We start from the raw sequence: 22,941 nt of genomic DNA on the forward strand, positions 1-22,941 counted from the left end.
CTGTCAAGTGATTATTTTCAGAAGTTTTCGAAGATTTCTTCAACAACTTCAACCACTTGCGCTTCCGATCTCTCGTTAGCGGGAGGCGAATTCTACAGCGTTACACGCTGCTGTCAACACCTCTTTTTTTCCGCTTTCGACCGAGAGGATCGAAACGTTAATAGAGCCAAACAACCCTGCTCTACCAACTCCTTCTGGGCTTCGATGAACTGAAGCAAGTCGCTGTCGAATCTCGCGTAACTCTTTGTTTACCAAGGAGTTTTCCGTTTCGACTGCGCCGGAAGTGGGGCGAATTATAGACTTCCAGAATCTGCCGTCAAGCACTAATTACGCTTTTGTTGCAGAAAGTGATTTTTTCGCGATAAGGCGGGGAATCCTGCGCATTACAGGAGGGATTCGAAGGACTAACAGCAGCGCTCCTATAGAAGCATAGATAGCCCACTCCTTCAGGTCCGCCCGCACAATCCACAACATATGCAGTAACCCAAGGCCGAGAATCACATGTACCAGGCGATGCAGCTTCTTCCAACGAACACCCAGCCGACGCTGACTGTAGCGATTGGACGTCACCGCCAATATCAGCAAGCACAAGAAACCTAGCGTCCCCACAATAATGTACGGCCTCTTGCGCAGCTCAACCCCCAACTGCGACCAATCCAACCCCAGGACAAACACGCAATACGCCGCCAGGTGCAGCACCACGTAGGCAAAACACCACAAACCCAACTGCCGACGTACAGCTATCCACCCTGCCCACCCGCTCAGCTTCTGCAACGGTGTCATCCCAAGGGTGACCAGCAACAGGATCAGGGTCCCCAACCCCAAACGGTCAACCAGCACCTTTCCGGGATCTGGCCCCAGAGCGGAACTCCAAGCCTCATACAACCAGTACAACGGCCAGACTCCCGCCGCGATAAAGACGCTGGCACGCCAGATCGGATAGCGCATCAATAGTTCTTCCGTAAATCGAGGTCGGTATAAAGAGAGGCAACCTCGTCCGAGTAACCATTGAACATCTGCGTCTCGCGCACATTGGGGCTGAACAAACCACTCGGTAAACGGCGCTCGCGGGCCTGGGTCCAGCGCGGGTGATCAACCGTAGGATTCACGTTCGCATAGAACCCATACTCATCCGCCGCGATACTCTGCCAGGTCGTTTTCGGCTGCTCACTCACCAGGCTGATCCGCACGATTGACTTCACGCTTTTGAAGCCATACTTCCACGGCACGACCAAACGCAGCGGCGCCCCATTCTGGTTCGGCAACTCGCGCCCATACATACCCACGGCAAGGATCGCCAAAGGGTTCATCGCCTCATCCAGGCGCAGGCCTTCTACATAAGGCCAGTCGATCAAACCGAAGCTCGAGCGCTGCCCCGGCATGCTCTTGGGGTCCTGAAGGGTTTCAAAGCGGATGTACTTGGCCTTGGAGGTGGGTTCGACCTGTTTAAGCAAGGCTGCTATAGGGAAGCCTATCCAGGGAATGACCATCGACCACGCCTCGACACAGCGCAAACGGTAGATACGCTCTTCCAACTGATACGGCTTCATGAAGTCTTCCAGGGCGTAACGCCCAGGCTTGGCGACTTCACCATCAATCACCACGCTCCACGGCTCGGTCTTGAGTGAGCCCGCATTCACCGCTGGATCGCCCTTGCCGGTACCGAACTCATAGAAGTTGTTGTAGTGAGTAGCATCCTTGAAGGGGGTGATGGCTTCGTTTTTTACCGTCACCGCCTGCCATTGGGTGCCTGGCAGCTTTTCAGCAAACCATCCCGGGGCCTTACCTGGCTCGACGTCGGCGTAACGCGCAGCATCATCCGCACTGGCCCAACGCGGCAGACTGCTGGCAGCCATACCGGCAAGCGCACCGCCGAGCAACGCACGGCGAGAAAAGTAGAGGGATTCAGGCGTGACATCCGATTCATTGCAATCGGACGCTTTGGGGAATTTGATTAACATGGCAACTCCGCAGCATTGGAGAACTGATGCACCAATAGACTGCGGAGTATGGGGGAAATTACATTAAGGCAATGTTTTGTCCCGGCGCATATGCAATAAGTACTGAACCGGCCCCGAAGCGGCGTAGACCAGGAACGCCAGCAACAGAATGCGCGGCGGATCACTGAACACCACGGCGAACACCAGCACCACCGCCAGAATTGCCACGAAAGGCACGCGCCCCTTCAAGTCCAGCTCCTTGAAGCTGTTGTACTTGATGTTGCTGACCATCAGCATGCCGGCAGCAGCCACCATCAATGCCACCAGGAACGACATCTTGGAACCCTGGATGCCGTAGTCACTGAACGCCCAGACAATACCCGCCACCACCCCGGCAGCCGCAGGGCTGGCCAGACCAATGAAGTAGCGCTTGTCGGCAGTCCCCACCTGGGTATTGAAGCGCGCCAGACGCAAAGCGGCGCCCGCCACATAGATGAAGGCAACCATCCAGCCGACCTTGCCCATATCACCCAGCGCCCAGGCAAACGCCAGCAACGCCGGCGCGACACCGAAGGCGACCATGTCGGACAGCGAGTCATACTCGGCACCGAAGGCGCTTTGGGTATTGGTCATGCGCGCCACCCGACCATCAAGGCCGTCGAGCACCATGGCCACGAAGATCGCAATCGCGGCAAAGCCGAAATACTTGCTGGCACTCGCCGCATCACCTGCCGCCAGCGCACTCTGGGCACTCATGGAGTTGATGATGGAATAGAACCCGGCGAACAGGTTCGCCGTGGTGAACAGATTGGGCAGCAGATAGATGCCACGATGCCGGACCTTGCGGCCTTCAGCGTCATGCCCTTCCTCGACATGTTCATCGATCGGTAGCAGGCTTTCGGCGTCAGAAGCCTGGCTTGGCTCTTCGGGACGTTCGCTCATGGACTTTACCTTGCAACGGTTTGAAAAAATTCGACAAATACGTGCGGCGAGTGTTCGCCCGCAAACGATGCAGCTTTATACCAGAACCGGCCCCCCAAACGAAAAAACGCGGCCTAAGCCGCGTTTTCTCTTGATGCGTGCGACTTAGTTCTTGGCTTTGTCGACGATCTTGTTGGCACCGATCCACGGCATCATGGAGCGCAGTTGCTCGCCGATGACTTCGATACCGTGAGCGGCGTTGTTACGACGCTTGGCGGTCATCGAAGGGTAGCCGGTAGCGCCTTCGCTGATGAACATTTTGGCGTATTCGCCGTCCTGAATACGTTTCAGGGCGTTGCGCATAGCCTGGCGGGATTCGGCGTTGATCACTTCCGGACCCGTCACGTACTCGCCGTATTCAGCGTTGTTGGAGATCGAGTAGTTCATGTTGGCGATACCGCCTTCGTACATGAGGTCAACGATCAGTTTCAGTTCGTGCAGGCACTCGAAGTAGGCCATTTCCGGCGCGTAGCCAGCTTCAACCAGGGTTTCGAAACCGGCCTTGACCAGCTCGACAGTACCGCCGCACAGAACGGCTTGTTCACCGAACAGGTCGGTTTCAGTCTCGTCCTTGAAGGTGGTTTCGATGATGCCGGTACGACCGCCACCCACGCCAGCAGCGTAGGACAGTGCAACGTTCTTGGCGTTGCCCGAAGCGTCCTGGTAGATCGCGATCAGGTCAGGGATACCGCCGCCCTTGACGAACTCGGAACGCACGGTGTGGCCCGGTGCTTTCGGCGCGATCATGATCACGTCGAGGTCAGCGCGTGGCACAACCTGGTTGTAGTGGATCGCGAAGCCGTGGGAGAAGGCCAGGGTGGCGCCCTTCTTGATGTTCGGCTCGATTTCGTTCTTGTACAGCGCGGACTGGAACTCGTCCGGGGTCAGGATCATGACCAGGTCGGCAGCAGCAACGGCGGAAGCAACGTCAGTCACTTTCAGGCCATGGGCCTCAGCCTTGGCAACGGTGGCCGAGCCTTTACGCAGGCCAACAGTCACGTCAACGCCGGAATCTTTCAGGTTGCAAGCTTGCGCGTGACCCTGGGAGCCGTAGCCGATGATGGCGACTTTCTTGCCCTGGATGATCGACAGGTCACAATCTTTATCGTAATAAACTTTCATGAGGTTCCTCTATATATCCAGGCCGTGAGGCCATTCACTAATTGGGTTAGATGCTGAGTACTTTGTCGCCACGGGCAATCCCGGTGACACCACTGCGTACAGTTTCCAGAATCGAGGCCGTCCCGATCGACTGGATGAAGCTGTCCAGTTTGTCGCTCGTACCGGTCAATTGAACGGTATAAACGCTGGCGCTCACATCGACGATCTGCCCGCGATAGATGTCGGTAGTACGCTTGATCTCGGCACGTTGGGCGCCCGTGGCCTTGACCTTAACCAGCATCAGCTCGCGCTCGATGTGGGCACTTTCCGACAAGTCGACCAGCTTGACCACTTCGATCAGCTTGTTGAGGTTTTTGGTGATCTGCTCGATCACCTCATCGTGGCCAACAGTAGTCAACGTCAGGCGCGACAGGGTCGGGTCTTCGGTCGGGGCCACGGTCAGGCTTTCGATGTTGTAGTTGCGTTGCGAAAACAGGCCGACAACACGAGACAGAGCGCCGGGTTCGTTCTCCAGAAGCAGGGAGATAATGTGCCGCATGATTAAGTACGCTCCGTCTTGTTCAGCCACATGTCGCGCATAGAGCCGTCTTTGATCTGCATCGGGTAGACGTGCTCGCTGGTATCCACCTGAATATCGATGAACACCAGGCGATCCTTCATGGCGAACGCCTCTTCCATCTTCGGCTTCAGATCTTTCAGATCGGTGATGCGAATGCCGACGTGGCCATAGGCTTCAACCAATTTGACGAAATCCGGCAACGATTCCATATAGGAATGGGAGTGACGGCTGTTGTAGCTCATGTCCTGCCATTGACGAACCATGCCCAGCACGCCGTTGTTCAGGCAGACGATCTTCACCGGAAGGCCGTATTGCAGGCACGTCGACAGCTCCTGGATGTTCATCTGGATACTGCCTTCACCGGTGACGCACGCAACGTCAGTGTCCGGGAAGCTCAGCTTCACACCCATCGCCGCAGGGAAACCAAAGCCCATCGTGCCCAGGCCACCGGAGTTGATCCAGCGGTTAGGCTTGTCGAACTTGTAGTACTGCGCCGCGAACATCTGGTGCTGGCCCACGTCGGAGGTCACAAAGGCGTCGCCCTTGGTCACTTCGCACAGGGTTTCGATCACGGTTTGTGGCTTGATGATGCTGCCGTCGCCCTTGTCGTAAGGGAACAGGCCGCGATCACCGCGCCATTCGTCGATCTGCTTCCACCAACTGGCAACGGATTCCTTGTTCGGCGTCTCGCCGATGTCCTTGAGCGCAGCAACCATTTCGGTCAGCACGCTTTCAACAGGACCCACGATCGGCACGTCGGCCTTGATGGTCTTGGAGATGGACGCCGGGTCGATGTCGATATGGATGATCTTGGCATTCGGGCAGAATTTGCTCGCGCCGTTGATCACCCGATCATCGAACCGCGCGCCGACTGCCAGGATCACGTCGGCGTGGTGCATGGCCAGGTTGGCGGTGTAGCTGCCGTGCATGCCAAGCATGCCGACAAACTGACGGTCCGTGCCCGGGAACGCGCCGAGGCCCATCAAGGTGTTGGTCACCGGCAGGTTAAGCAGCTTGGCGAGTTCGGTCAGTGGTGCAGAACCACCGCCCAGAATCACGCCACCGCCCGAGTACAGCACCGGGCGCTTGGCCGCCAGGAGCATTTCTGCCGCCTTGCGGATTTGGCCCGAGTGCCCACGAACAGCCGGGCTGTAGGAGCGCAGCTTGGCTTTCTTCGGGAACACGTATTCGAATTTTTCCGCAGGGTTGGTCATGTCCTTCGGGATATCGACCACCACAGGACCCGGGCGACCGGACTGAGCGAGGTAGAAGGCCTTCTTCATGACTTCCGGGATTTCCGACGCATGCTTGATCATGAAGCTGTGTTTCACGATCGGCCGGGAGATACCGATCATGTCGGTTTCCTGGAATGCATCGGTACCCACCATGGTGCTGGCGACCTGGCCGGAAATGATCACCATCGGGATGGAGTCCATATAAGCAGTCGCGATGCCGGTAATGGCATTGGTCGCGCCTGGGCCGGACGTTACCAGTACCACACCGGCTTTACCGGTGGCACGGGCATAACCGTCAGCCATATGGGTAGCAGCTTGTTCGTGGCGAACCAGGATGTGGGTAACAGCCGGTTCCTTGAACAGTGCGTCGTAGACATGCAGCAGAGCACCACCTGGGTACCCGTAGATATAGTCGACGCCTTCGTCACGCAAAAAGCGGACGAGCATCTCACCGCCAGATAAAAGCTCCACGTTGTTCACCTCTAAAACGCCAGAATACCGTCCGTTGAAAACCGACGGGTCTTAATAGGTTTACTTCTCAACAGAGCATGAGCGACGGTGGTCGCCGACTACGTCAGCACTGACTGAGCAAGTATTGGGATCGTCCCAAGTGTTGCGGGCTTTTCCCACCCAGCGCGAGGTAACGCGTTGCGGGTGTAACAGGTCGGCGCGGATGTGCGCCTCATGATCTGCTGAGCGGGTCTGCTTCTGGCAGTCCCGATACAGCGGACTTTGGATTCTTCTGTTTCAGCCCCTTCAAGTCAAGCAATAATTGCGCTTTTTTCCAACTAAGCGCATGAGAACGTAGAAGAAAGGGCTTTGAGGAGGGATAAAACTCGCCTGAATGTCGTCAAGCGGTAGAAATGTGCGCAAGACTGCCGGAAAACCCGACAGTCAGGCAATTAACGAGCGTCGACGATCAATTGGTCGAACTTTTTCAGCGCATTGCGCAATCCGAGGCTCTGCAACGGACGGTCGGCATAGACCATCTCGGCCATCTCCAGGATCCCGGATGCGTTGGGCAGTGGCAGGTCCTGCTCGAGGATCTGCTTCATGCGCACGAGGAAGATCCACTGCAGCCACTGATGAAAGTCCAGGGTGTCCACCGAGAACGGCTCGACGCTGCTGAGCGCCTCGGGGCTGGGGGGCACTTCATCCCACCAGCCTTGCACGCGCAATTCGCGCTCGATCAGCAATAACTGTTCGGCAATCGCTGGAAAACGTGCATCCATCAGAGGCTGACCTTGGCTTTCTGACGTGCCTGGGCAGCACCGGCGGCGTCGCCCTGCGCAGCCCGTGCATCGCCGATCAGGGCCCACAGGCTGGCTTGCAGGTCGGGACGCCCATTGGCCAGGGTCAGGCCACGACGGGCGAACTGTTCGGCTTGCGGTGCGTCGCCCTGGGCCATGCGTACCTGAGCCAGGCGATACAGCACTTGCGGCTCGCGCGGCGCCACACGCTGGGCGCGCTCCAGGCTCGATGATGCACCGTTCAAGTCGCCACCGGCCTGTTGTTGCTGGGCGGTGGTCAGCAAGGCCAGTACCGGCCCATCCAGTTGCTCGTCAGCCGACAGGCCGCCAGCGCTGGACGATGACGGGATGCCGCTGGGTGTCGACGGCATGTTGTAGGTGCCCTGATTGATCGGCGCCGCCTGGACCGGCGCGGTGTCGATCGGGCCCGAAGTGCTCGGCCCCGGGGTCCACGGCTCGGCGCTGATCGGCGCGGAGGTAGCCGCCCCGGCGCCCGGCACCATCACCACCACGCCCGAATCCTGCGGTACAGCCTGGGTGGCGGCCTGGGCAGGACGCGTGGTCACGGTCTGGCGGAACCCGCCGTTGGCCGAGATCCGGTCGTTATTGGAGACAGCGGTGCTCGAGTCCACCACGGGAATGGAGCCGCGCTGCACGCTGGCGCAACCATTGAGCAAAGCCAGAGCTGTAATAGCTGGAATCCACCACTTGTTCACTTGAAACCCTCTTTGCTTAATTCATCCAGCCCTTGACCCAATCCATCACCGATTCCGCGTCAGCAGGGGCACTGCCACCGCATGCGGCGCCGGGTGGTGGTTCGCTGCCGCGAATATACGGCATCTGCACCGCGCCCGGACAGTTGGCGTCAGAGCCCTGGCCGGTGTGTGGATCAATCCAGGCCTGCACGATATTGTCCGGCTGCGGCATGTTCAGCGGCAGCGGGTCGGCCTTGCGCATGAAACTGGTCCAGACCTGCAGCGCACCGGTCGCACCGGTAAACGGCGTCTTGCCATTGTCGTCGCGCCCCAACCACACCACTGCCAGCACGTCCTGGCCGAAGCCTGCGAACCAGCTGTCGCGCGAGTCATTACTGGTACCCGTCTTGCCCGCCAACGTCAGGTTGGACGGCAGCACCTTATAGACCGAACTGCCGGTACCTTCGCGCATCACGCGCTGCATGGCGTTCTGGATCAGGTAGATGGAGCCTGCGTCGAACCGCTGCTGGATCTGGAAGGGATAGCGCTTGAGCGGCTCGCCCTCGGCGGTCAGCACACTGCGGATCCCGCGCATCGGCGTATTGAAGCCACCGTTGGCGAGGGTCTGGTACATGGTCGCCACTTCCATCGGCGTCATTGCGCCAGCGCCCAGCAGGATCGACGGGAAAGCCGGGAACTCACGGGTGATGCCCAGGCGCGCCAGCGTCTTGAGGACGTTCGGCACGCCCACTTCGAGGCCGAGCCGGGAGGTGGAGATGTTGTAGGAGTGCGCCAGTCCCTGGTACAGGAACACCGTACCGTGGGAGCGACGGTCGAAGTTCTGCGGCGTCCACACCTGGCCATCGGCCCCTTTGACCGACAGCGGATCGTCCGACAGCCAACTGGTCAGCGAGTATTTGCTCGGCTTTTCCAGCGCGGTCAGGTAGACGGCCGGCTTGACCAGCGAGCCGATCGGCCGTACCGCATCCAGTGCACGGTTGAAACCGGCAAAACTGGCTTGGCGGCTGCCGATCATGGCCTGGACCTCACCGGTTTCCGGGTTGGTCACGACCATGGCGGCCTCGACTTCGTCGGAGCCTTTGCGGCCGGTCAGGCGCTTGAAGGTGTCGTTGACCGAGGCTTCGGCCTTCATCTGCAGGATCGGGTCGAAACTGGTGAAGATCCGCAGGCCTTCTTCGGTCAAGTCTTCGTCACGGTAGTCTTCACGCAACTGGCGCTTGACCAGGTCGATAAAGCCCGGGAAGGAGCTGTCGGCCAACTTGCCGCGGGTAGTCACACCCAGTGGCATTTTCTTGGCTGCAGCGACTTGTTCCGCAGTGGCCACGCCCTGCTGCTCAAGCACATCGAGCACCAGGTTGCGGCGCTCCAGCGCACGCTCAGGATTGCGACGCGGGTTGTAGTAGGAAGGCCCCTTGACCATGCCCACCAGCAACGCGACCTGATGCAGCTTCAGCTCGGACAGCGGCTGGCCAAAGAAGAACTGGCTGGCCAGACCGAAACCGTGCACTGCGCGCTGGCCGTCCTGGCCGACGAAGACCTCATTGAGGTAGGCCTCAAGGATTTCCTGCTTGCTGTAATGCAGTTCAAGCAGCATCGCCATCATGGCTTCCGTGAGCTTACGGGTCAGGCTGCGCTCGTTGGTGAGGTAGAAGTTCTTCACCAACTGCTGGGTGAGCGTACTGCCGCCCTGAGTCATCTTGCCGCCAGACGTGTTGACCCAGATGGCGCGGGCAATCGACTTCGGCGACACGCCCCAGTGGCTGTAGAAATCGCGGTCCTCGACAGCAACCAGGGTTTCGAGCAGATACGGCGGCACCTGATCCAGCTTGATCAGGATGCGATCTTCAAGATTCTTCGGGTAAATCCCGCCGATCATCAGCGGTTCGAGGCGCACCACCGGCAGCTTCGAGCCATTGAGCGATGACAGCTCGGCTACATAGTCACCGGAAAAACGCACGCGCACCGGCTGGGCTTTTTCCAGGCCTTCATAGAACTGGAAGCCACGGGTATTGAGGTCGACGGTATTGCCGCTGACAGCCGCAGCGCCCGGACCATTGCTCACGGGTTCACGGCGGTAGCCCAGGGCATCGAGTTCGGTGAGGAAGTCATCCTTGCTCAGCTTCTGGCCGGTGAATAATTCCAGCGGGCGTGCGTACACCTTGGCCGGAATGGTCCAGCGCTTGCCGGAGAACTTCTCCTGGACCACGGCGTCGAGGTAAACGGCGAAGCCGGCAAGCACCACAAGGCCCACCAGGCCGAGCTTGAGCGCCCAGCCCAGCCATGGGCGCAGGCCACGCGAAGGAGGTTTTTTACGGGAACGGGGAGATCGGGTTCGAGTCATGGCGGCGGATTATACGCACTTTATGGCTGATCAACATGAGCCGGACAGCGGTTTGCACGACCGGCCGCAGCAGCCATAATGCCCGCCATGTTTTTCTCCAGACTCTGAAGGATCGCCCGTGAGCCAGTCCCTGATCGCCGCCCTGCAAAACCCGGCTTTATACCCCCATCCGGTAGAAGCGTTCCACGTCATCGAGACCCATATTTCATGGGTCATCCTGACCGGTCCTTATGCGTATAAATTGAAGAAGCCGATGAACTTCGGCTTCCTGGACTTCACCCAGTTGGACGACCGGGGTCACTTCTGCAAGGAAGAACTGCGCCTCAACCAGCGCCTGACCGAAGATTTGTATCTTGAAGTATTGCCAATCACCGGCACGGCCGAAGCCCCGCAATTGGGCGGCGACGGCCCGGTCATCGAATACGCATTGAAAATGCGTCAGTTCCCGCAAAGCCAACTGCTCAGCACCCTGCAGGCCAATGGCGAACTGACCAGCGCACACATCGATGAAATGGCCAAACAGATCGCGCACTTTCACCTCACCGCGCCGAAAGTCCCGCAGGATCACCCTGCCGGCACGCCGGACGAAGTGATGGCACCGGTCCGGCAGAACTTCGACCAGATCCGCCCGTTCCTCAGCGACAAGGCCGACCTGGACCAACTCGAAGCACTGCAAGCCTGGGCTGAAAGCAGCTTCGAGCGCCTCAAGCCATTGCTGGCACAGCGCAAGCTGGAAGGCTTCACCCGCGAATGTCACGGTGATATCCACCTGGGCAACGCCACCTTGATCGATGGCCACGTGGTTATTTTCGATTGCATCGAGTTCAACGAACCGTTCCGTTTCACCGATGTGTACGCCGACACCGGTTTCCTGGCGATGGACCTGGAAGACCGTGGCCTCAAGTCGCTGGCGCGGCGCTTTATCAGCCAGTACCTGGAACTGACCGGCGACTATCAGGGCCTCGAAGTCCTGAACTTCTACAAAGCCTACCGTGCGCTCGTCCGCGCCAAGATCTCGCTGTTCAGCATGCCGAGCGAGGCAAGCCCGGTGCAGCGCGCCACTACCCTGCGCCAGTACCGTAACTACGCCAACCTGGCTGAAAGCTACAGCACCATTCCATCGCGTTTCCTGGCGATCACCCACGGTGTTTCGGCGGTCGGCAAAAGCCACGTCGCCATGCGCCTGGTCGAAGCACTGGGGGCGGTGCGCCTGCGTTCGGATGTGGAGCGCAAGCGCCTGTTCGGCGAGCAACACGTGGAAAACACGCCACAGGCCGGCATTTATGCCGCGGATGCCAGCGCCGCCACCTACGCACGCCTGAATGAAATCGCCGACATCGTATTGCGTGCCGGCTACCCGGTAGTGCTGGATGCGACCTTCCTCAAACGCGAACAGCGCGACGCAGCGGCCAAGGTTGCCGAGGCCACCGGCGCGCCTTTCCTGATCCTGGATTGCAACGCACCTCAAGCCGTTATCAGCGCCTGGCTGGCACAACGTCAGGCAGACAAGAACGATCCGTCTGACGCAACGCTGGCGGTAATCGAAGAACAGCAGGCCAATCGTGACCCACTGACGGCCGAAGAACTGCTGCTGAGCAAACGCGTCGAGACCAATGAAAGCGGGACACTGGATGCCTTGGTCGCGCATATTCGTCAGCGCTTGCCGGGCCTGTAAGAAAAATTTCTTGGTCGTGTCGTCTACTTGGGCGCACGACCAAGCAATAGTGGCACTATAATGGCGTCATAAATCCAACAGGAGTCGCCGTCATGAGTCAGCCCAAGCTTCTCGATACACCGCTCTACTCGCTCCTGCATAAAGACGATATCCGCGGTTTCAATCAGGAACGCCCAAAAGAAGGGGCGATCGACATGCGTGGCGGCGATTTCCGTGGCTTGGACCTGCGCGAGCTGAATGCCGTCGGCGTGGATTTCACCGACGCGTACTTCCGCTCTGCCGACCTGCGTGGCCTGGATTTGCGTGACTGCTCACTGGAAGGCGCCAGCCTGGCGCATGCGCAAATCTCGGGCACCTACTTCCCACCTGAACTGACCGCCGACGAGATCCTCATGTCGGTCAATTTCGGCACTCGCCTGCGTTACCGCACCAAGTAGACATTGTCCTCCCGGACCTTGGTACGCACCCACGTACCAAGGACCTTGCACCTGCCCGCCGTCAAAATCCCCGCGTCATTCTTATAAGCTTTTAGGCCGTTCCTGACCAAAGAACTACGCTTTTCCTACTGAGCGCTACACTCCTTTTCAGGCTTGCCTGGTCACGATACCCACCGCACCATTCGGCCGTCGCAAGGAGGCTTGATGAATGATGAGCTGCAACACCTGAAAAACCTCGGCAAGACGTCTGCACAGTGGCTGCATGCGGTGGGCATCCACAGTGCGTCCGACTTGCGCCGCCTGGGGGCTGTGGATGCCTATCGAGCAGTGAGGACGCGCGGGTTCCGGGCTTCGAAAGTGCTGCTGTATGCAATCGAAGGGGCCTTGATGGATGTGCACTGGAACGACATTCCGGCCGAGCGCAAGGAGGCGTTGAACCGCCAGCTGGACGCCCTCTCGGCACGGCAGAGAAATTAGATCAGTCAGCAAGCCCAACAATTACAGGCATTTCGAACGATTGTTTGAGGAAAAATTCGAAGCGACCAAAAACAAGCATTGACTCTCAAATGAGAATCGTTATGATTATCACAACTGGTCGCGAGATCAGCCGATAACTGAAAGACCATTGGTTCGGACTCTCAGATTATCTCCTCATCAGGCTAATCACGGTTATTTGACCCGGCTCTTGCCGGGTCTTTTTTTGCCTGCAGAAAGCTGCCTGCCATACCGTTCAGCGGGCGATGATCAGGGGATGCCCCCGCTCAGGATGGGGCTGCACCAACACATCCAGGCCGAACACGGCTTTCAGTGGCTCCGGACGCATCACCTGTTCCGGCGTGTCCAGCGCATGCGGTCGGCCCTGCTCCAGCAGCAAAATCCGGTCGCAATAACGTGCAGCCAGATTCAGGTCATGCAGAATCACCAGCACCGCCGCGCCGCGATCAGCAAAGGTGCGAATCGCCTGCAATGTGGTGTGTTGATGTAACGGGTCCAGCATTGAAGTGGGCTCATCCAGCAGCAACGTCTGCCCCGTCTCGCCCGGCCATAGCTGCGCCAGCACCCGCGCCAGGTGGACGCGCTGACGCTCGCCACCGGACAACGCCAGGTAACTGCGACCGCTCAAGTGGCCGACATCCGCAGCCTGTAGCGCCGCGTCGATAATTTCGTCATCGCGCGTGCGGCCGGTCTGATGCGGAAAACGACCCATGCCGACGACTTCCTCCACGCGAAAAGCAAAGTCCAGGGTCGAGCTTTGCGGCAATACCGCCAAGCGCCGCGCGCGCTGTGCGCCGGTCCAGTCTTTGAGTGCTTGCTGGTCCAGCCACACCTTGCCCTGGTCGGGATGCAGCTCACCGCACAATGCGCCGAGCAACGTACTCTTGCCCGCTCCGTTGGGGCCGAGTACGCCGAGCACCTGGCCCGGCAACAGATCGAGAGTGATATCCGCCAACACCGTCTTGCTGCCGCGACGGATATGCAGGTCTTCCACACGCAGCATCAGGCACGCCCCCGCAACAACAGGTACAGAAAAAACGGCGCACCGATAAATGCAGTAACAATACCAATCGGCAATTCAGCCGGCGCCAAGGCAAGGCGCGCGACCAGGTCGGCAAACAGCAGCAGGCTGGCGCCCGCCAACACCGAAGCCGGCAACAGCACGCGATGATCCGGCCCCGCCAACAGGCGCACCAGGTGCGGCACCACCAACCCCACGAAGCCGATCATGCCCGCCGCGGCCACCGCTGCGCCTACTCCTAACGCGGTGCAGAACACCAACTCGCGCTTGAGCCGCTCGACATCGATCCCGAGGTGGCTCGCTTCCGACTCGCCCAGCAGCAAGGCATTCAGCGCCTTCGCGCGGCGCGGCAACCACAGTGCTACGCCGGCGCTCACCAGCAACAGAGGCCACAGCCGCGAATAACTGGCGCCATTGAGGCTGCCCAGGTTCCAGAACGTAAGGGTGCGCAGGGTCGCGTCCTCGGCCAGGTAAGTGAACAAGCCGACCACCGAGGTCGCGAGGGCCGTCAGCGCGATACCGGCGAGCAGCATCGTGGCGACATTGGTCTGGCCGTTACGCCGACCCAGTCGATAGACCAGCGCGGTCACCCCCAGGCCACCGAGGAATGCACACAACGACAACAGGTAAGGCCCGAAGGCATCCGGCAAGCCGCCGAAAAACGCCCCCCCGACAATCGCCACTGCTGCGCCCAGCGCCGCACCACTGGAAACCCCCACCAAGCCCGGATCCGCCAGCGGGTTGCGAAACAGCCCCTGCATGGCCACGCCCGACAATGCCAATACACCGCCGACAGCCAGCCCCAGCAAGGTTCGCGGCAGACGAATCTGCCCCAGGATCAGCTCAGCCTGCTCCAACCCTTGCGCCTGGATCGGCACCCCGATCAATCGCAGCGCCGCCTTCAGCGTATCCAGCAAGGGCAGGCTCACAGGCCCCAGCGCCAGGGATAGCCAAATCGCAAGGGCGCACAGTATCGTCAGCCCGATAAATAACGTTCGCGGTTTAACCAGAGTGGTCATGGGGCGGCTTTAGCCTGGGCGGGATAGAACCCGGCGGACAGCTCTACCAGGCTTTGCGGCAAACGCGGCCCCAGGCCGCCGACCAGCAAGGTCGGGTCCAGCTCAAACACTCGGCCATTCTTGGCCGCCGGCGTCGAGGCAAGGATCGGATTCTCCTTGAACAACGCCGCGCGTGCCGCGTCGCCGGTCAGGGCCCGATCAGCGAACACCAACACATCAGGGCTCAACCCCGCCAGCGACTCCAGCGAAAACGGCTTGTAACCATTATGAGTCGCCAGGTTGTGCCCGCCCGCCTGCTGCAACACCCAGTCGGCGGCAGTGTCCTTGCCCGCGATCAGCGATTTACCGCCGGCGTGGCCGATCAGCACCAACACACCCGGCGCCTTTTGCGTGGCCTGGGCCTTGGCAACCCAGCGTTTCTGTTGGTCGAGGGCTTGCTCATATCCGGTAAACAATTCATCGGCCTTGGCCGGGTTGCCCAGCAACTTGCCCAGGTGCTGGAGATTGCCTTTGAGGGCCGGGAGGTCCGGTTCCGCCGAGAACATCTCCACCTGCACGCCCGCGCTGCGGATTTGCGCCAGCACTGGCGGCGGCCCCATTTCGTCGGTCCCTACCAGCACCTGGGGACGCAGGCTGAGAATGCCTTCAGCCGACAACTGGCGCTGATAGCCAATGCTCGGCAACGCCTTGAGCGATTCCGGATGCTGGCTGGTGGTGTCCACCCCCACCAGCTTCGACTCACCGCCCAGGGCCGTCACCCACTCCGACAGCGCCCCACCGGCACTCACCCAGCGTTGAGGCAGTTCAGAGGCTTGCGCCCCGTGGTTGACCAGCAGTCCGACAACAAGCGCAATAGCGCTGGCACTCAGGCGCATAACAGGGTTTCCTTCCAAGGGCAGGGCCTTTCGAGCACTCGGTGATGTGACAGGTAACCCCTGCCGAACATCGAACCAAGCACTCAGTCAGCTGACGGGCGAAGCCGGCATTTGATAATTGTTTGCATTTGCACGTCAAGGCACTTAAGGATTGAAATGAAGTTTCTCTGCCCCTCCGACGCCCTCGCCCCCAACTCCAGCCTGGGGTTTGATCTGGACGGCTGCAAGCTGCTGGCGGTGCGCCGCGACGGTGTTGCCTACTTCTATATCAACCGCTGCCCCCATCGCGGTATCCCCCTGGAATGGCAGCCCGACCGCTTCCTCGACACCAGTGCCAGCCTGATCCAGTGCGCGACCCACGGTGCGCTGTTCCTGATCGAAAGCGGCGAGTGCATCGCCGGACCCTGCGCAGGCGCAAGCCTCACTGCCCTGCCCGGCCGCGAAGACGAACAGGGGCTGTGGGTGCAACTCTAGTCGAGCAGCACCTCCAGTCGACGGTCAACGAAGATTTCCTCAGGCGTAACCTTCACGCCATACGCCAACACCTCGACGCCCGCCGCCTTTGCCTCACGCAAGGCCGCGGCATAGGCGGCATCGATCTCCACCGCCGGGCGCACTGCGTCAATGCCGGAGAGATTGACGCAATACAGCTGCACCGCGCGCACGCCGTCACGCGCCAGGTGCGCCAATTCGCGCAAATGCTTGGCGCCGCGCTGGGTGACTGCATCGGGGAAGGCGGCAACGGGAGTGTCATCGAAACCCAGGGTCACGCTCTTGACCTCGACATAGGCCGCGCCATTCGGGTAATCCAGGCGAAAGTCGATGCGGCTTTTCTCCTGGCCGTAAGGCACTTCGCGCTTCAATGCAGTAAAGCCATTGAGCTCGACAATCACCCCGGCCAGCAACGCCTCTTCGACCAACTGATTGGCGCGCGCGGTGTTGACACAGGCCAGGCGGCCCTGAGGCGTTTCGGCGATTTCCCAGGTGCCCGGCAATTTGCGCTTGGGATCATTGGAACGGCTGAACCAGACCTGCCCGCCCTCGACCATGCAATTGAGCATCGAGCCGGTGTTGGGGCAGTGAATGGTCAGCAATTCGCCGGTAACGGTCTCGATATCGGTGAGAAAACGCTTGTATCGGCGAATCAGGCGCGCTTCTTCGAGGGGAGGATAAAAACGCATCAGCCTTGCCAACTCCGCAGGCCACGGGCGATCCGCTCCACCGCTTCTTGTAGCCGATCAAGGTTTTGCGTGTAGGCAAAGCGCACATGGTGGCCGGCTTGATAACGGCCGAAGTCCAGGCCGGGCGTAAACGCGACATGCTCGGTTTCGAGGAAGTGTCGGCAGAACGCGAAGGCATCACCGCCGAAGGCGCTGATGTCGGCGTACAGGTAGAACGCCCCTTCCGGCTCGACGGCGATGCCGAAACCCAGTTCGCGCAACGCTGGCAGCAGGAAGTCACGGCGGCGGCCGAATTCGGCGCGGCGCTCTTCCAGAATGCTCAAGGTTTGCGGGGTAAAGCAGGCCAGTGCCGCATGCTGGGCCATGCTGGGCGCGCTGATGTACAGATTCTGCGCCAACTTCTCCAACTCTCCGACGGCTGCCGGTGGTGCCACCAGCCACCCCAGGCGCCAGCCGGTCATGCCGAAATACTTCGAAAAACTATTCAGGACAAACGCTTCATCATCGACCTCCAGCACGCTGGCGGCGTCGGTGCCGTAGGTGAGGCCGTGATAAATCTCGTCCACGACCAAATGGCCGTTTCGGGCCTTGATGGCACTGGACAGCCCTGCCAATTCATCCCGCGTGAGGATTGTGCCGGTGGGGTTGGCCGGCGAGGCCACCAGAGCCCCCACACTGTCCTGGTCCCAATGCCTGGCAACCAGGTCGGCGGTCAGTTGATAACGGACATCGGGGCCCACCGGCACCAACTGCGCGGCCCCTTCCACCAGTCGCAGGAAGTGCCGGTTGCACGGGTAACCCGGGTCAGCCAGCAGCCAATGTTTGCCGGGGTCCACCAACAGGCTGCTGGCCAGCAGCAAGGCGCCGGAACCGCCCGGGGTAATCAAGATGCGCTCGGGGTCGATGTCCAGGCGGTAGCGCTGCTGGTAGAAGCCGCTGATGGCCTCGCGCAGCTCCGGCAGGCCACGGGCCGCCGTATAGCGGGTTTTGCCGTTGGCCAATGCTGCCTGGCCGGCCTGGATGATTGGATCGGCGGTGGTGAAATCCGGTTCGCCGATTTCCAGGTGGATCACATCATGGCCGGCCGCCTGCAGCTCATTGGCTCGCGCCAGCAACGCCATGACATGAAAAGGTTCGATGGCGCGACTGCGCGCACTGTAGGGCTGAGCCATTAGCCTTCCTTAACGGTGAGGACAAAATAAGGATTCTACCGAACCCCTGGCGTAAAACATGTTCTATTGCCTGCTCGGCCGCTCAAGATGGGCCAGCAAGCGCTTGTAAAACGACTAAAATCAACACGCAGGGCGATCCATACCCAGCCATAGCGGGCTGCTGCTGTCAGCAACCCTGGCGTGATGGCCCTCGACAACCGGGAGTGGCGCACCCTGAATCTATCTGGTAAGTTCGCCCGCTTGCAGCCGCAGGGCCGGCAGGTGTCGGTGACGTTGCAATCCTGCGCAATGGATTAGAAGAGTGAGAGGCGGTCTATTCATGTCCACCCAAGCAAAGCAACAACAATCCTCAGGCCTCAGCGGCTTCACACCCTATGTTGAGGCGAAGGGTGAGGAGTACATGAGCGAGCCCATGCGCAAGCACTTCTCCAATATCCTGAAGAAGTGGAAGCAGGACTTGATGCAGGAAGTCGACCGCACGGTTGACCATATGAAGGACGAAGCCGCCAATTTCCCGGACCCGGCCGACCGTGCCAGCCAGGAAGAGGAGTTCGCCCTCGAACTGCGCGCCCGTGATCGCGAGCGCAAGCTGATCAAGAAAATCGACAAGACGTTGCAACTGATCGAAGACGAAGAATACGGCTGGTGCGAATCCTGCGGCGTCGAGATCGGTATTCGTCGCCTGGAAGCCCGCCCTACCGCGGACCTCTGCGTAGACTGCAAGACCTTGGCTGAAATCAAGGAAAAACAGGTCGGCAAGTAATCCCGCCGAGCTGAAAGAAATGGGGCGTGCGAACGCCCCATTTTTGTTTCTGGAATTTACTGCTTTTCCAGTAGTATCCGGCCCATGACAGCCTCTACTTATATCGGGCGTTTCGCCCCCACGCCCAGCGGCCATTTGCACTTCGGCTCGCTGGTCGCCGCCCTCGCCTCCTACCTCGACGCCCGCGCCAACCAAGGCCGCTGGCTGATGCGCATGGAAGACCTCGACCCTCCACGTGAAGAGCCCGGCGCCCAAACGGCGATCCTGCACGCCCTGGAAAGCTACGGCTTTGAGTGGGACGGTGAATTGGTCCGACAAAGCGAGCGGCATGATGCCTACGCCAAAGTGCTGAACGATATGTTCAACCACGGCCTGGCCTATGCGTGCACCTGCTCGCGCAAACAGCTGGAGGGCTACAACGGGATTTATCCGGGACTGTGCCGCAATGCCGGGCATGACCAGCAAGATGCCGCCATTCGCCTGCGCGTTCCTGAGCTGGAATACCACTTTACTGACCGCGTTCAGGGTGAATTCAGACAGCACTTGGGCCGCGATGTAGGCGATTTCATCATCCGCCGCCGTGACGGCCTGTACGCCTATCAATTGGCCGTGGTCCTCGACGATGCCTGGCAAGGGGTGACCGATATCGTGCGCGGCGCCGACCTGCTCGACTCCACGCCGCGCCAGTTGTATCTGCAGGAGCTGCTGGGCCTGCGCCAACCGCGCTATCTTCACGTACCGTTGATTGTCCAGCCGGACGGTAACAAATTGGGCAAATCCTATCGCTCCCCGCCGTTGACACCTGACCAGGCCACGCCTTTGCTATTGAGAGCCCTGCGCGCGCTCGGCCAGCAACCCGGCAGCGAGTTGCTCCACGCCAGCCCACGGGAGCTGCTGGATTGGGGCATTGCGCAGTGGGATGCCAGCCGCATCCCGCGCACACTCACGTTGGCCGAAGCGCAATTGAGCTGAAGGCGCTTGCAGCTTGCCCACCATCCGTTACCATCGCCGCAGTTTTTCAATCAGAGGCCAACATGTACATCTATCGATTGGTCCTGCTGCTGGTCGTCGGGATCTACCTGTTTTCCCCCGCCATCATGGATTGGTGGATCGACGCCACGGGCGCCTGGTACCGCCCATATCTGCTGTGGCTGATCCTGATCGTCGTGACCTTTATCCTGCAGAGCCAAAAAGATGCCGATGAGCTTTAGCCTCACCCAGATGCTGCTGATCAGCGCCGCCTACCTGGCGGCGCTGTTCGGGGTCGCCTGGATCAGTGAGCGCGGAATGATTCCGCGGGCGATCATTCGCCATCCGCTGACCTACACCTTGTCCCTGGGCGTCTACGCCAGCGCCTGGGCGTTCTATGGCACGGTGGGCCTGGCCTATCAGTATGGCTACGGCTTCCTGTCCAGTTACCTGGGCGTGTCCGGCGCATTTTTGCTCGCGCCGGTGCTGCTCTACCCGATCCTGAAGATCACCCGCACCTATCAACTGTCGTCATTGGCCGACCTGTTCGCCTTCCGTTTTCGCAGCACCTGGGCCGGCGCGCTGACCACCGTTTTCATGCTGATCGGCGTACTGCCCTTGCTGGCCCTGCAGATTCAAGCAGTGGCCGACTCCATCAGCATCCTCACCCGTGAGCCCGTGCAGCACCGCGTCGCCCTGGCCTTCTGCGCGCTGATCACGCTGTTCACGATTTTCTTCGGCTCACGCCATATCGCCACCCGCGAGAAGCATGAAGGCCTGGTGTTCGCGATTGCGTTCGAGTCGGTGATCAAGCTGATCGCCATCGGCGGTGTCGGCCTTTATGCGCTCTACGGCGTGTTCGATGGCCCGCAACAGCTGGAACTGTGGCTGCTGCAAAACCAGACGGCCCTCGCCGCCCTGCACACGCCGCTGCAGGAAGGTCCATGGCGCACGCTGCTGCTGGTGTTCTTCGCCTCGGCCATCGTGATGCCGCACATGTATCACATGACTTTCACCGAGAACCTCAACCCGCGCTCGCTGGTCAGCGCCAGTTGGGGCTTGCCGCTGTTCCTGCTGCTGATGAGCCTGGCGGTGCCGCTGATCCTGTGGGCCGGCCTCAAACTCGGGGCAACGACCAATCCGGAATACTTCACCCTCGGCATCGGCATCGCCGCCAACAGCCCGGCCCTGGCGCTGCTGGCGTATGTCGGCGGCTTGTCGGCAGCCAGCGGGCTGATTATTGTCACCACGCTGGCGCTGTCGGGCATGGCGCTCAATCACCTGGTGCTGCCGCTGTACCAGCCACCGGCCGAAGGCAATATCTACCGCTGGCTGAAGTGGACGCGCCGCGCGCTGATTGTCGCGATCATCATGGCCGGCTACGGGTTCTACCTGTTGCTCGGCGCCGGACAAGACCTCGCCAACCTGGGCATCGTCGCGTTTGTCGCGACCTTGCAGTTCCTGCCGGGAGTGCTGTCGGTGCTGTACTGGCCGACGGCCAATCGACGTGGCTTCATCGCCGGGCTGCTGGCCGGGATCCTGGTGTGGCTCGTGACCATGCTGCTGCCGCTGGTCGGCAATCTGCAGGGCTTCTACATCCCGCTGCTGAACATGATCTACGTGCTGGACGACACCAGCTGGCACATGGCGGCGATTGCCTCGCTGGCGGCCAACGTGCTGATGTTCACCCTGATTTCACTGTTCACCAACGCCAGCCCCGAAGAAACCAGCGCCGCCGAAGCCTGCGCAGTAGACAACGTGCGCCGCCCGCAGCGCCGCGAACTGCACGCCGCCTCACCCCAGGAGTTCGCCACGCAACTGGCCAAGCCGCTGGGCGCCAAGGCCGCGCAAAAGGAGGTCGAGCAGGCGCTGCGCGACCTTTACCTGCCGTTTGACGAGCGGCGCCCGTACGCCTTGCGCCGCCTGCGTGACCGTATTGAAGCCAACCTGTCCGGCCTGATGGGCCCCAGCGTGTCCCAGGACATCGTCGAAACCTTTTTGCCCTACAAGGCCGGCGGCGAAAACTACGTCACCGAAGACATCCATTTCATCGAGAGCCGGCTGGAGGATTACCACTCACGCCTCACCGGGCTGGCCGCCGAACTCGATGCCCTGCGTCGCTACCACCGCCAGACCCTGCAGGAACTGCCGATGGGCGTGTGCTCGCTGGCCAAGGATCAAGAGATCCTGATGTGGAACAAGGCCATGGAAGAACTCACCGGCATCGCCGCACAACGGGTGGTCGGCTCGCGCCTGAACACCTTGGGCGATCCGTGGAAAGAACTGCTGCAAGGCTTTATCAACCTGCCCGACGAGCATTTGCACAAGCAGCACCTGGCCCTTGACGGCCAGACCCGCTGGCTCAACCTGCACAAAGCCGCCATCGACGAGCCGCTGGCCCCCGGCAACAGCGGCCTGGTGCTGCTGGTCGAAGACCTGACCGACACGCAGATGCTCGAAGACAAGCTGGTGCACTCCGAGCGCCTGGCCAGCATCGGTCGCCTGGCCGCAGGCGTGGCCCATGAAATCGGCAATCCGATCACCGGTATCGCTTGCCTCGCGCAGAACCTGCGCGAAGAGCGCGAGGAAGACGGCGAAATCACCGAGATCAGCGGGCAAATCCTCGAACAGACCAAGCGGGTCTCGCGCATCGTGCAGTCGCTGATGAGCTTTGCCCATGCCGGCGCCCATCAGAATCAGGACGAGGCCGTGTGCCTGGCCGAGGTGGCGCAGGATGCCATTGGGCTGCTGGCCTTGAACCGGCGTAATTTCGAAGTACAGTTCTTCAACTTGTGCGACCCCGACCACTGGGTCGACGGCGACTCACAACGCCTGGCCCAAGTGCTGATCAACCTGCTGTCCAACGCCCGTGACGCGTCGCCGCCGCACAGCGCGGTACGCGTCAAGAGCGAGGCTTTCGAGCACACGGTCGACCTGATCGTGGAGGATGAAGGCAGCGGCATTCCACAGAACATCATGGACCGATTGTTCGAACCCTTCTTCACCACCAAGGATCCGGGTGAAGGTACCGGTCTGGGCCTTGCACTGGTCTATTCCATCGTTGAAGAGCATTATGGACAAATCACCATCGACAGCCCGGCTGACACCGAAAGCCAACGCGGCACCCGTATTCGGGTGACCTTGCCGCGTCATGTCGAAGCGACGTCCGCTGTGAACTGAGACCGTCGAG

General features: G+C 60.4%; 22 protein-coding genes. 8 read left to right on the top strand and 14 right to left on the bottom strand.

Annotated features, from left to right (window positions below):
- Nucleotides 1–327: 327 nt before the first annotated feature.
- The 9 genes from msrQ to mrcB all read right to left on the bottom strand — a co-directional run bounded on the left by msrQ (nt 328) and on the right by mrcB (nt 10,144).
- On the bottom strand, nt 328–948 hold the full coding sequence (msrQ, locus tag QMX97_RS05010) for a protein-methionine-sulfoxide reductase heme-binding subunit MsrQ (RefSeq protein WP_282396289.1): 621 nt from the start codon (nt 946–948) through the stop codon (nt 328–330).
- Nucleotides 948–1,961 carry a protein-methionine-sulfoxide reductase catalytic subunit MsrP gene (msrP, locus tag QMX97_RS05015; protein ID WP_106802621.1) on the bottom strand — a complete coding sequence of 338 codons (1,014 nt, stop codon included), beginning with the start codon at nt 1,959–1,961 and terminating at the stop codon, nt 948–950. The genes msrQ and msrP overlap by 1 nt, the downstream gene beginning before the upstream one ends.
- Before the next feature lie 63 nt (nt 1,962–2,024).
- Nucleotides 2,025–2,882, bottom strand: a complete 858-nt coding sequence (gene pssA / locus QMX97_RS05020; RefSeq protein WP_065910324.1) for a CDP-diacylglycerol--serine O-phosphatidyltransferase — start codon at nt 2,880–2,882, stop codon at nt 2,025–2,027.
- A gap of 144 nt (nt 2,883–3,026) precedes the next feature.
- Complete coding sequence (gene ilvC / locus QMX97_RS05025) at nt 3,027–4,043, bottom strand: ketol-acid reductoisomerase (RefSeq protein WP_003176099.1); 1,017 nt, start codon at nt 4,041–4,043, stop codon at nt 3,027–3,029.
- Nucleotides 4,044–4,089: 46 nt separating this feature from the next.
- Nucleotides 4,090–4,581, bottom strand: coding sequence for an acetolactate synthase small subunit (gene ilvN, locus QMX97_RS05030; RefSeq protein WP_003176102.1), 492 nt, complete (start codon nt 4,579–4,581; stop codon nt 4,090–4,092).
- 2 nt (nt 4,582–4,583) lie between these two features.
- On the bottom strand, nt 4,584–6,308 hold the full coding sequence (locus tag QMX97_RS05035; protein ID WP_065910352.1) for an acetolactate synthase 3 large subunit: 1,725 nt from the start codon (nt 6,306–6,308) through the stop codon (nt 4,584–4,586).
- Nucleotides 6,309–6,739: 431 nt separating this feature from the next.
- Nucleotides 6,740–7,069 carry a YqcC family protein gene (locus QMX97_RS05040; RefSeq protein WP_065910322.1) on the bottom strand — a complete coding sequence of 110 codons (330 nt, stop codon included), beginning with the start codon at nt 7,067–7,069 and terminating at the stop codon, nt 6,740–6,742.
- A complete protein-coding gene (locus QMX97_RS05045) occupies nt 7,069–7,803 on the bottom strand; it encodes a tetratricopeptide repeat protein (RefSeq protein ID WP_065910320.1) in 735 nt (244 codons plus the stop codon). Before QMX97_RS05045 ends, QMX97_RS05040 begins: the two co-directional genes overlap by 1 nt.
- Nucleotides 7,804–7,819: 16 nt before the next feature.
- Entirely contained in the window at nt 7,820–10,144 is a 2,325-nt protein-coding gene (gene mrcB, locus QMX97_RS05050; protein WP_065910318.1) for a penicillin-binding protein 1B, read from the bottom strand.
- Nucleotides 10,145–10,262: 118 nt separating this feature from the next.
- Between mrcB and QMX97_RS05055 the strand changes: the two genes are divergently transcribed.
- From QMX97_RS05055 to QMX97_RS05065, 3 genes are all read left to right on the top strand, one after another.
- A complete protein-coding gene (locus QMX97_RS05055; RefSeq protein ID WP_065910316.1) occupies nt 10,263–11,819 on the top strand; it encodes a bifunctional aminoglycoside phosphotransferase/ATP-binding protein in 1,557 nt (518 codons plus the stop codon).
- Between the two features lie 92 nt (nt 11,820–11,911).
- Nucleotides 11,912–12,256 carry a pentapeptide repeat-containing protein gene (locus tag QMX97_RS05060; RefSeq protein WP_065910314.1) on the top strand — a complete coding sequence of 115 codons (345 nt, stop codon included), beginning with the start codon at nt 11,912–11,914 and terminating at the stop codon, nt 12,254–12,256.
- Nucleotides 12,257–12,460: 204 nt separating this feature from the next.
- Nucleotides 12,461–12,733: a TfoX/Sxy family protein gene (locus QMX97_RS05065; RefSeq protein ID WP_120449919.1), complete on the top strand. Its 273-nt coding sequence runs from the start codon at nt 12,461–12,463 to the stop codon at nt 12,731–12,733.
- A 253-nt stretch (nt 12,734–12,986) separates the two neighbouring features.
- Here QMX97_RS05065 and QMX97_RS05070 read toward each other — a convergent pair whose 3' ends face one another.
- The 3 genes from QMX97_RS05070 to QMX97_RS05080 are packed head-to-tail and all read right to left on the bottom strand — an operon-like array spanning nt 12,987 to nt 15,666.
- Nucleotides 12,987–13,754, bottom strand: coding sequence for a heme ABC transporter ATP-binding protein (locus QMX97_RS05070; protein ID WP_282396293.1), 768 nt, complete (start codon nt 13,752–13,754; stop codon nt 12,987–12,989).
- Nucleotides 13,754–14,791, bottom strand: a complete 1,038-nt coding sequence (locus QMX97_RS05075) for an iron ABC transporter permease (protein ID WP_282396294.1) — start codon at nt 14,789–14,791, stop codon at nt 13,754–13,756. The genes QMX97_RS05070 and QMX97_RS05075 overlap by 1 nt, the downstream gene beginning before the upstream one ends.
- Nucleotides 14,788–15,666, bottom strand: a complete 879-nt coding sequence (locus tag QMX97_RS05080; RefSeq protein WP_106802616.1) for an ABC transporter substrate-binding protein — start codon at nt 15,664–15,666, stop codon at nt 14,788–14,790. The genes QMX97_RS05075 and QMX97_RS05080 overlap by 4 nt, the downstream gene beginning before the upstream one ends.
- 156 nt (nt 15,667–15,822) lie before the next feature.
- Between QMX97_RS05080 and QMX97_RS05085 the strand changes: the two genes are divergently transcribed.
- A complete protein-coding gene (locus QMX97_RS05085) occupies nt 15,823–16,140 on the top strand; it encodes a Rieske (2Fe-2S) protein (protein WP_262135298.1) in 318 nt (105 codons plus the stop codon).
- Here QMX97_RS05085 and sfsA read toward each other — a convergent pair.
- Complete coding sequence (gene sfsA / locus QMX97_RS05090) at nt 16,137–16,847, bottom strand: DNA/RNA nuclease SfsA (RefSeq protein WP_065910302.1); 711 nt, start codon at nt 16,845–16,847, stop codon at nt 16,137–16,139. The two genes, QMX97_RS05085 and sfsA, sit on opposite strands and share 4 nt — an antisense overlap.
- The gene (locus QMX97_RS05095) at nt 16,847–18,019 is read right to left on the bottom strand and encodes a pyridoxal phosphate-dependent aminotransferase (RefSeq protein ID WP_065910300.1); all 1,173 of its coding nucleotides are present in this window, start codon (nt 18,017–18,019) and stop codon (nt 16,847–16,849) included. Before QMX97_RS05095 ends, sfsA begins: the two co-directional genes overlap by 1 nt.
- 319 nt (nt 18,020–18,338) lie before the next feature.
- Here QMX97_RS05095 and dksA point away from each other — a divergent pair, with 319 nt between their 5' ends.
- From dksA to QMX97_RS05115, 4 genes are all read left to right on the top strand, one after another.
- Nucleotides 18,339–18,782 (top strand): RNA polymerase-binding protein DksA, encoded by a 444-nt coding sequence (gene dksA, locus QMX97_RS05100; protein WP_065910298.1) that lies wholly within the window; start codon nt 18,339–18,341, stop codon nt 18,780–18,782.
- A gap of 84 nt (nt 18,783–18,866) precedes the next feature.
- Entirely contained in the window at nt 18,867–19,754 is an 888-nt protein-coding gene (gene gluQRS, locus QMX97_RS05105) for a tRNA glutamyl-Q(34) synthetase GluQRS (protein WP_065910296.1), read from the top strand.
- Between the two features lie 62 nt (nt 19,755–19,816).
- On the top strand, nt 19,817–19,993 hold the full coding sequence (locus QMX97_RS05110; RefSeq protein ID WP_003176118.1) for a hypothetical protein: 177 nt from the start codon (nt 19,817–19,819) through the stop codon (nt 19,991–19,993).
- Nucleotides 19,977–22,931 (top strand): sensor histidine kinase, encoded by a 2,955-nt coding sequence (locus tag QMX97_RS05115; protein WP_168167075.1) that lies wholly within the window; start codon nt 19,977–19,979, stop codon nt 22,929–22,931. Before QMX97_RS05110 ends, QMX97_RS05115 begins: the two co-directional genes overlap by 17 nt.
- Nucleotides 22,932–22,941 lie beyond the last annotated feature (10 nt).

The sequence above is a fragment of the Pseudomonas sp. PS01298 genome, assembly GCF_029959745.1.
Lineage (GTDB): Bacteria > Pseudomonadota > Gammaproteobacteria > Pseudomonadales > Pseudomonadaceae > Aquipseudomonas > Aquipseudomonas aylmerensis.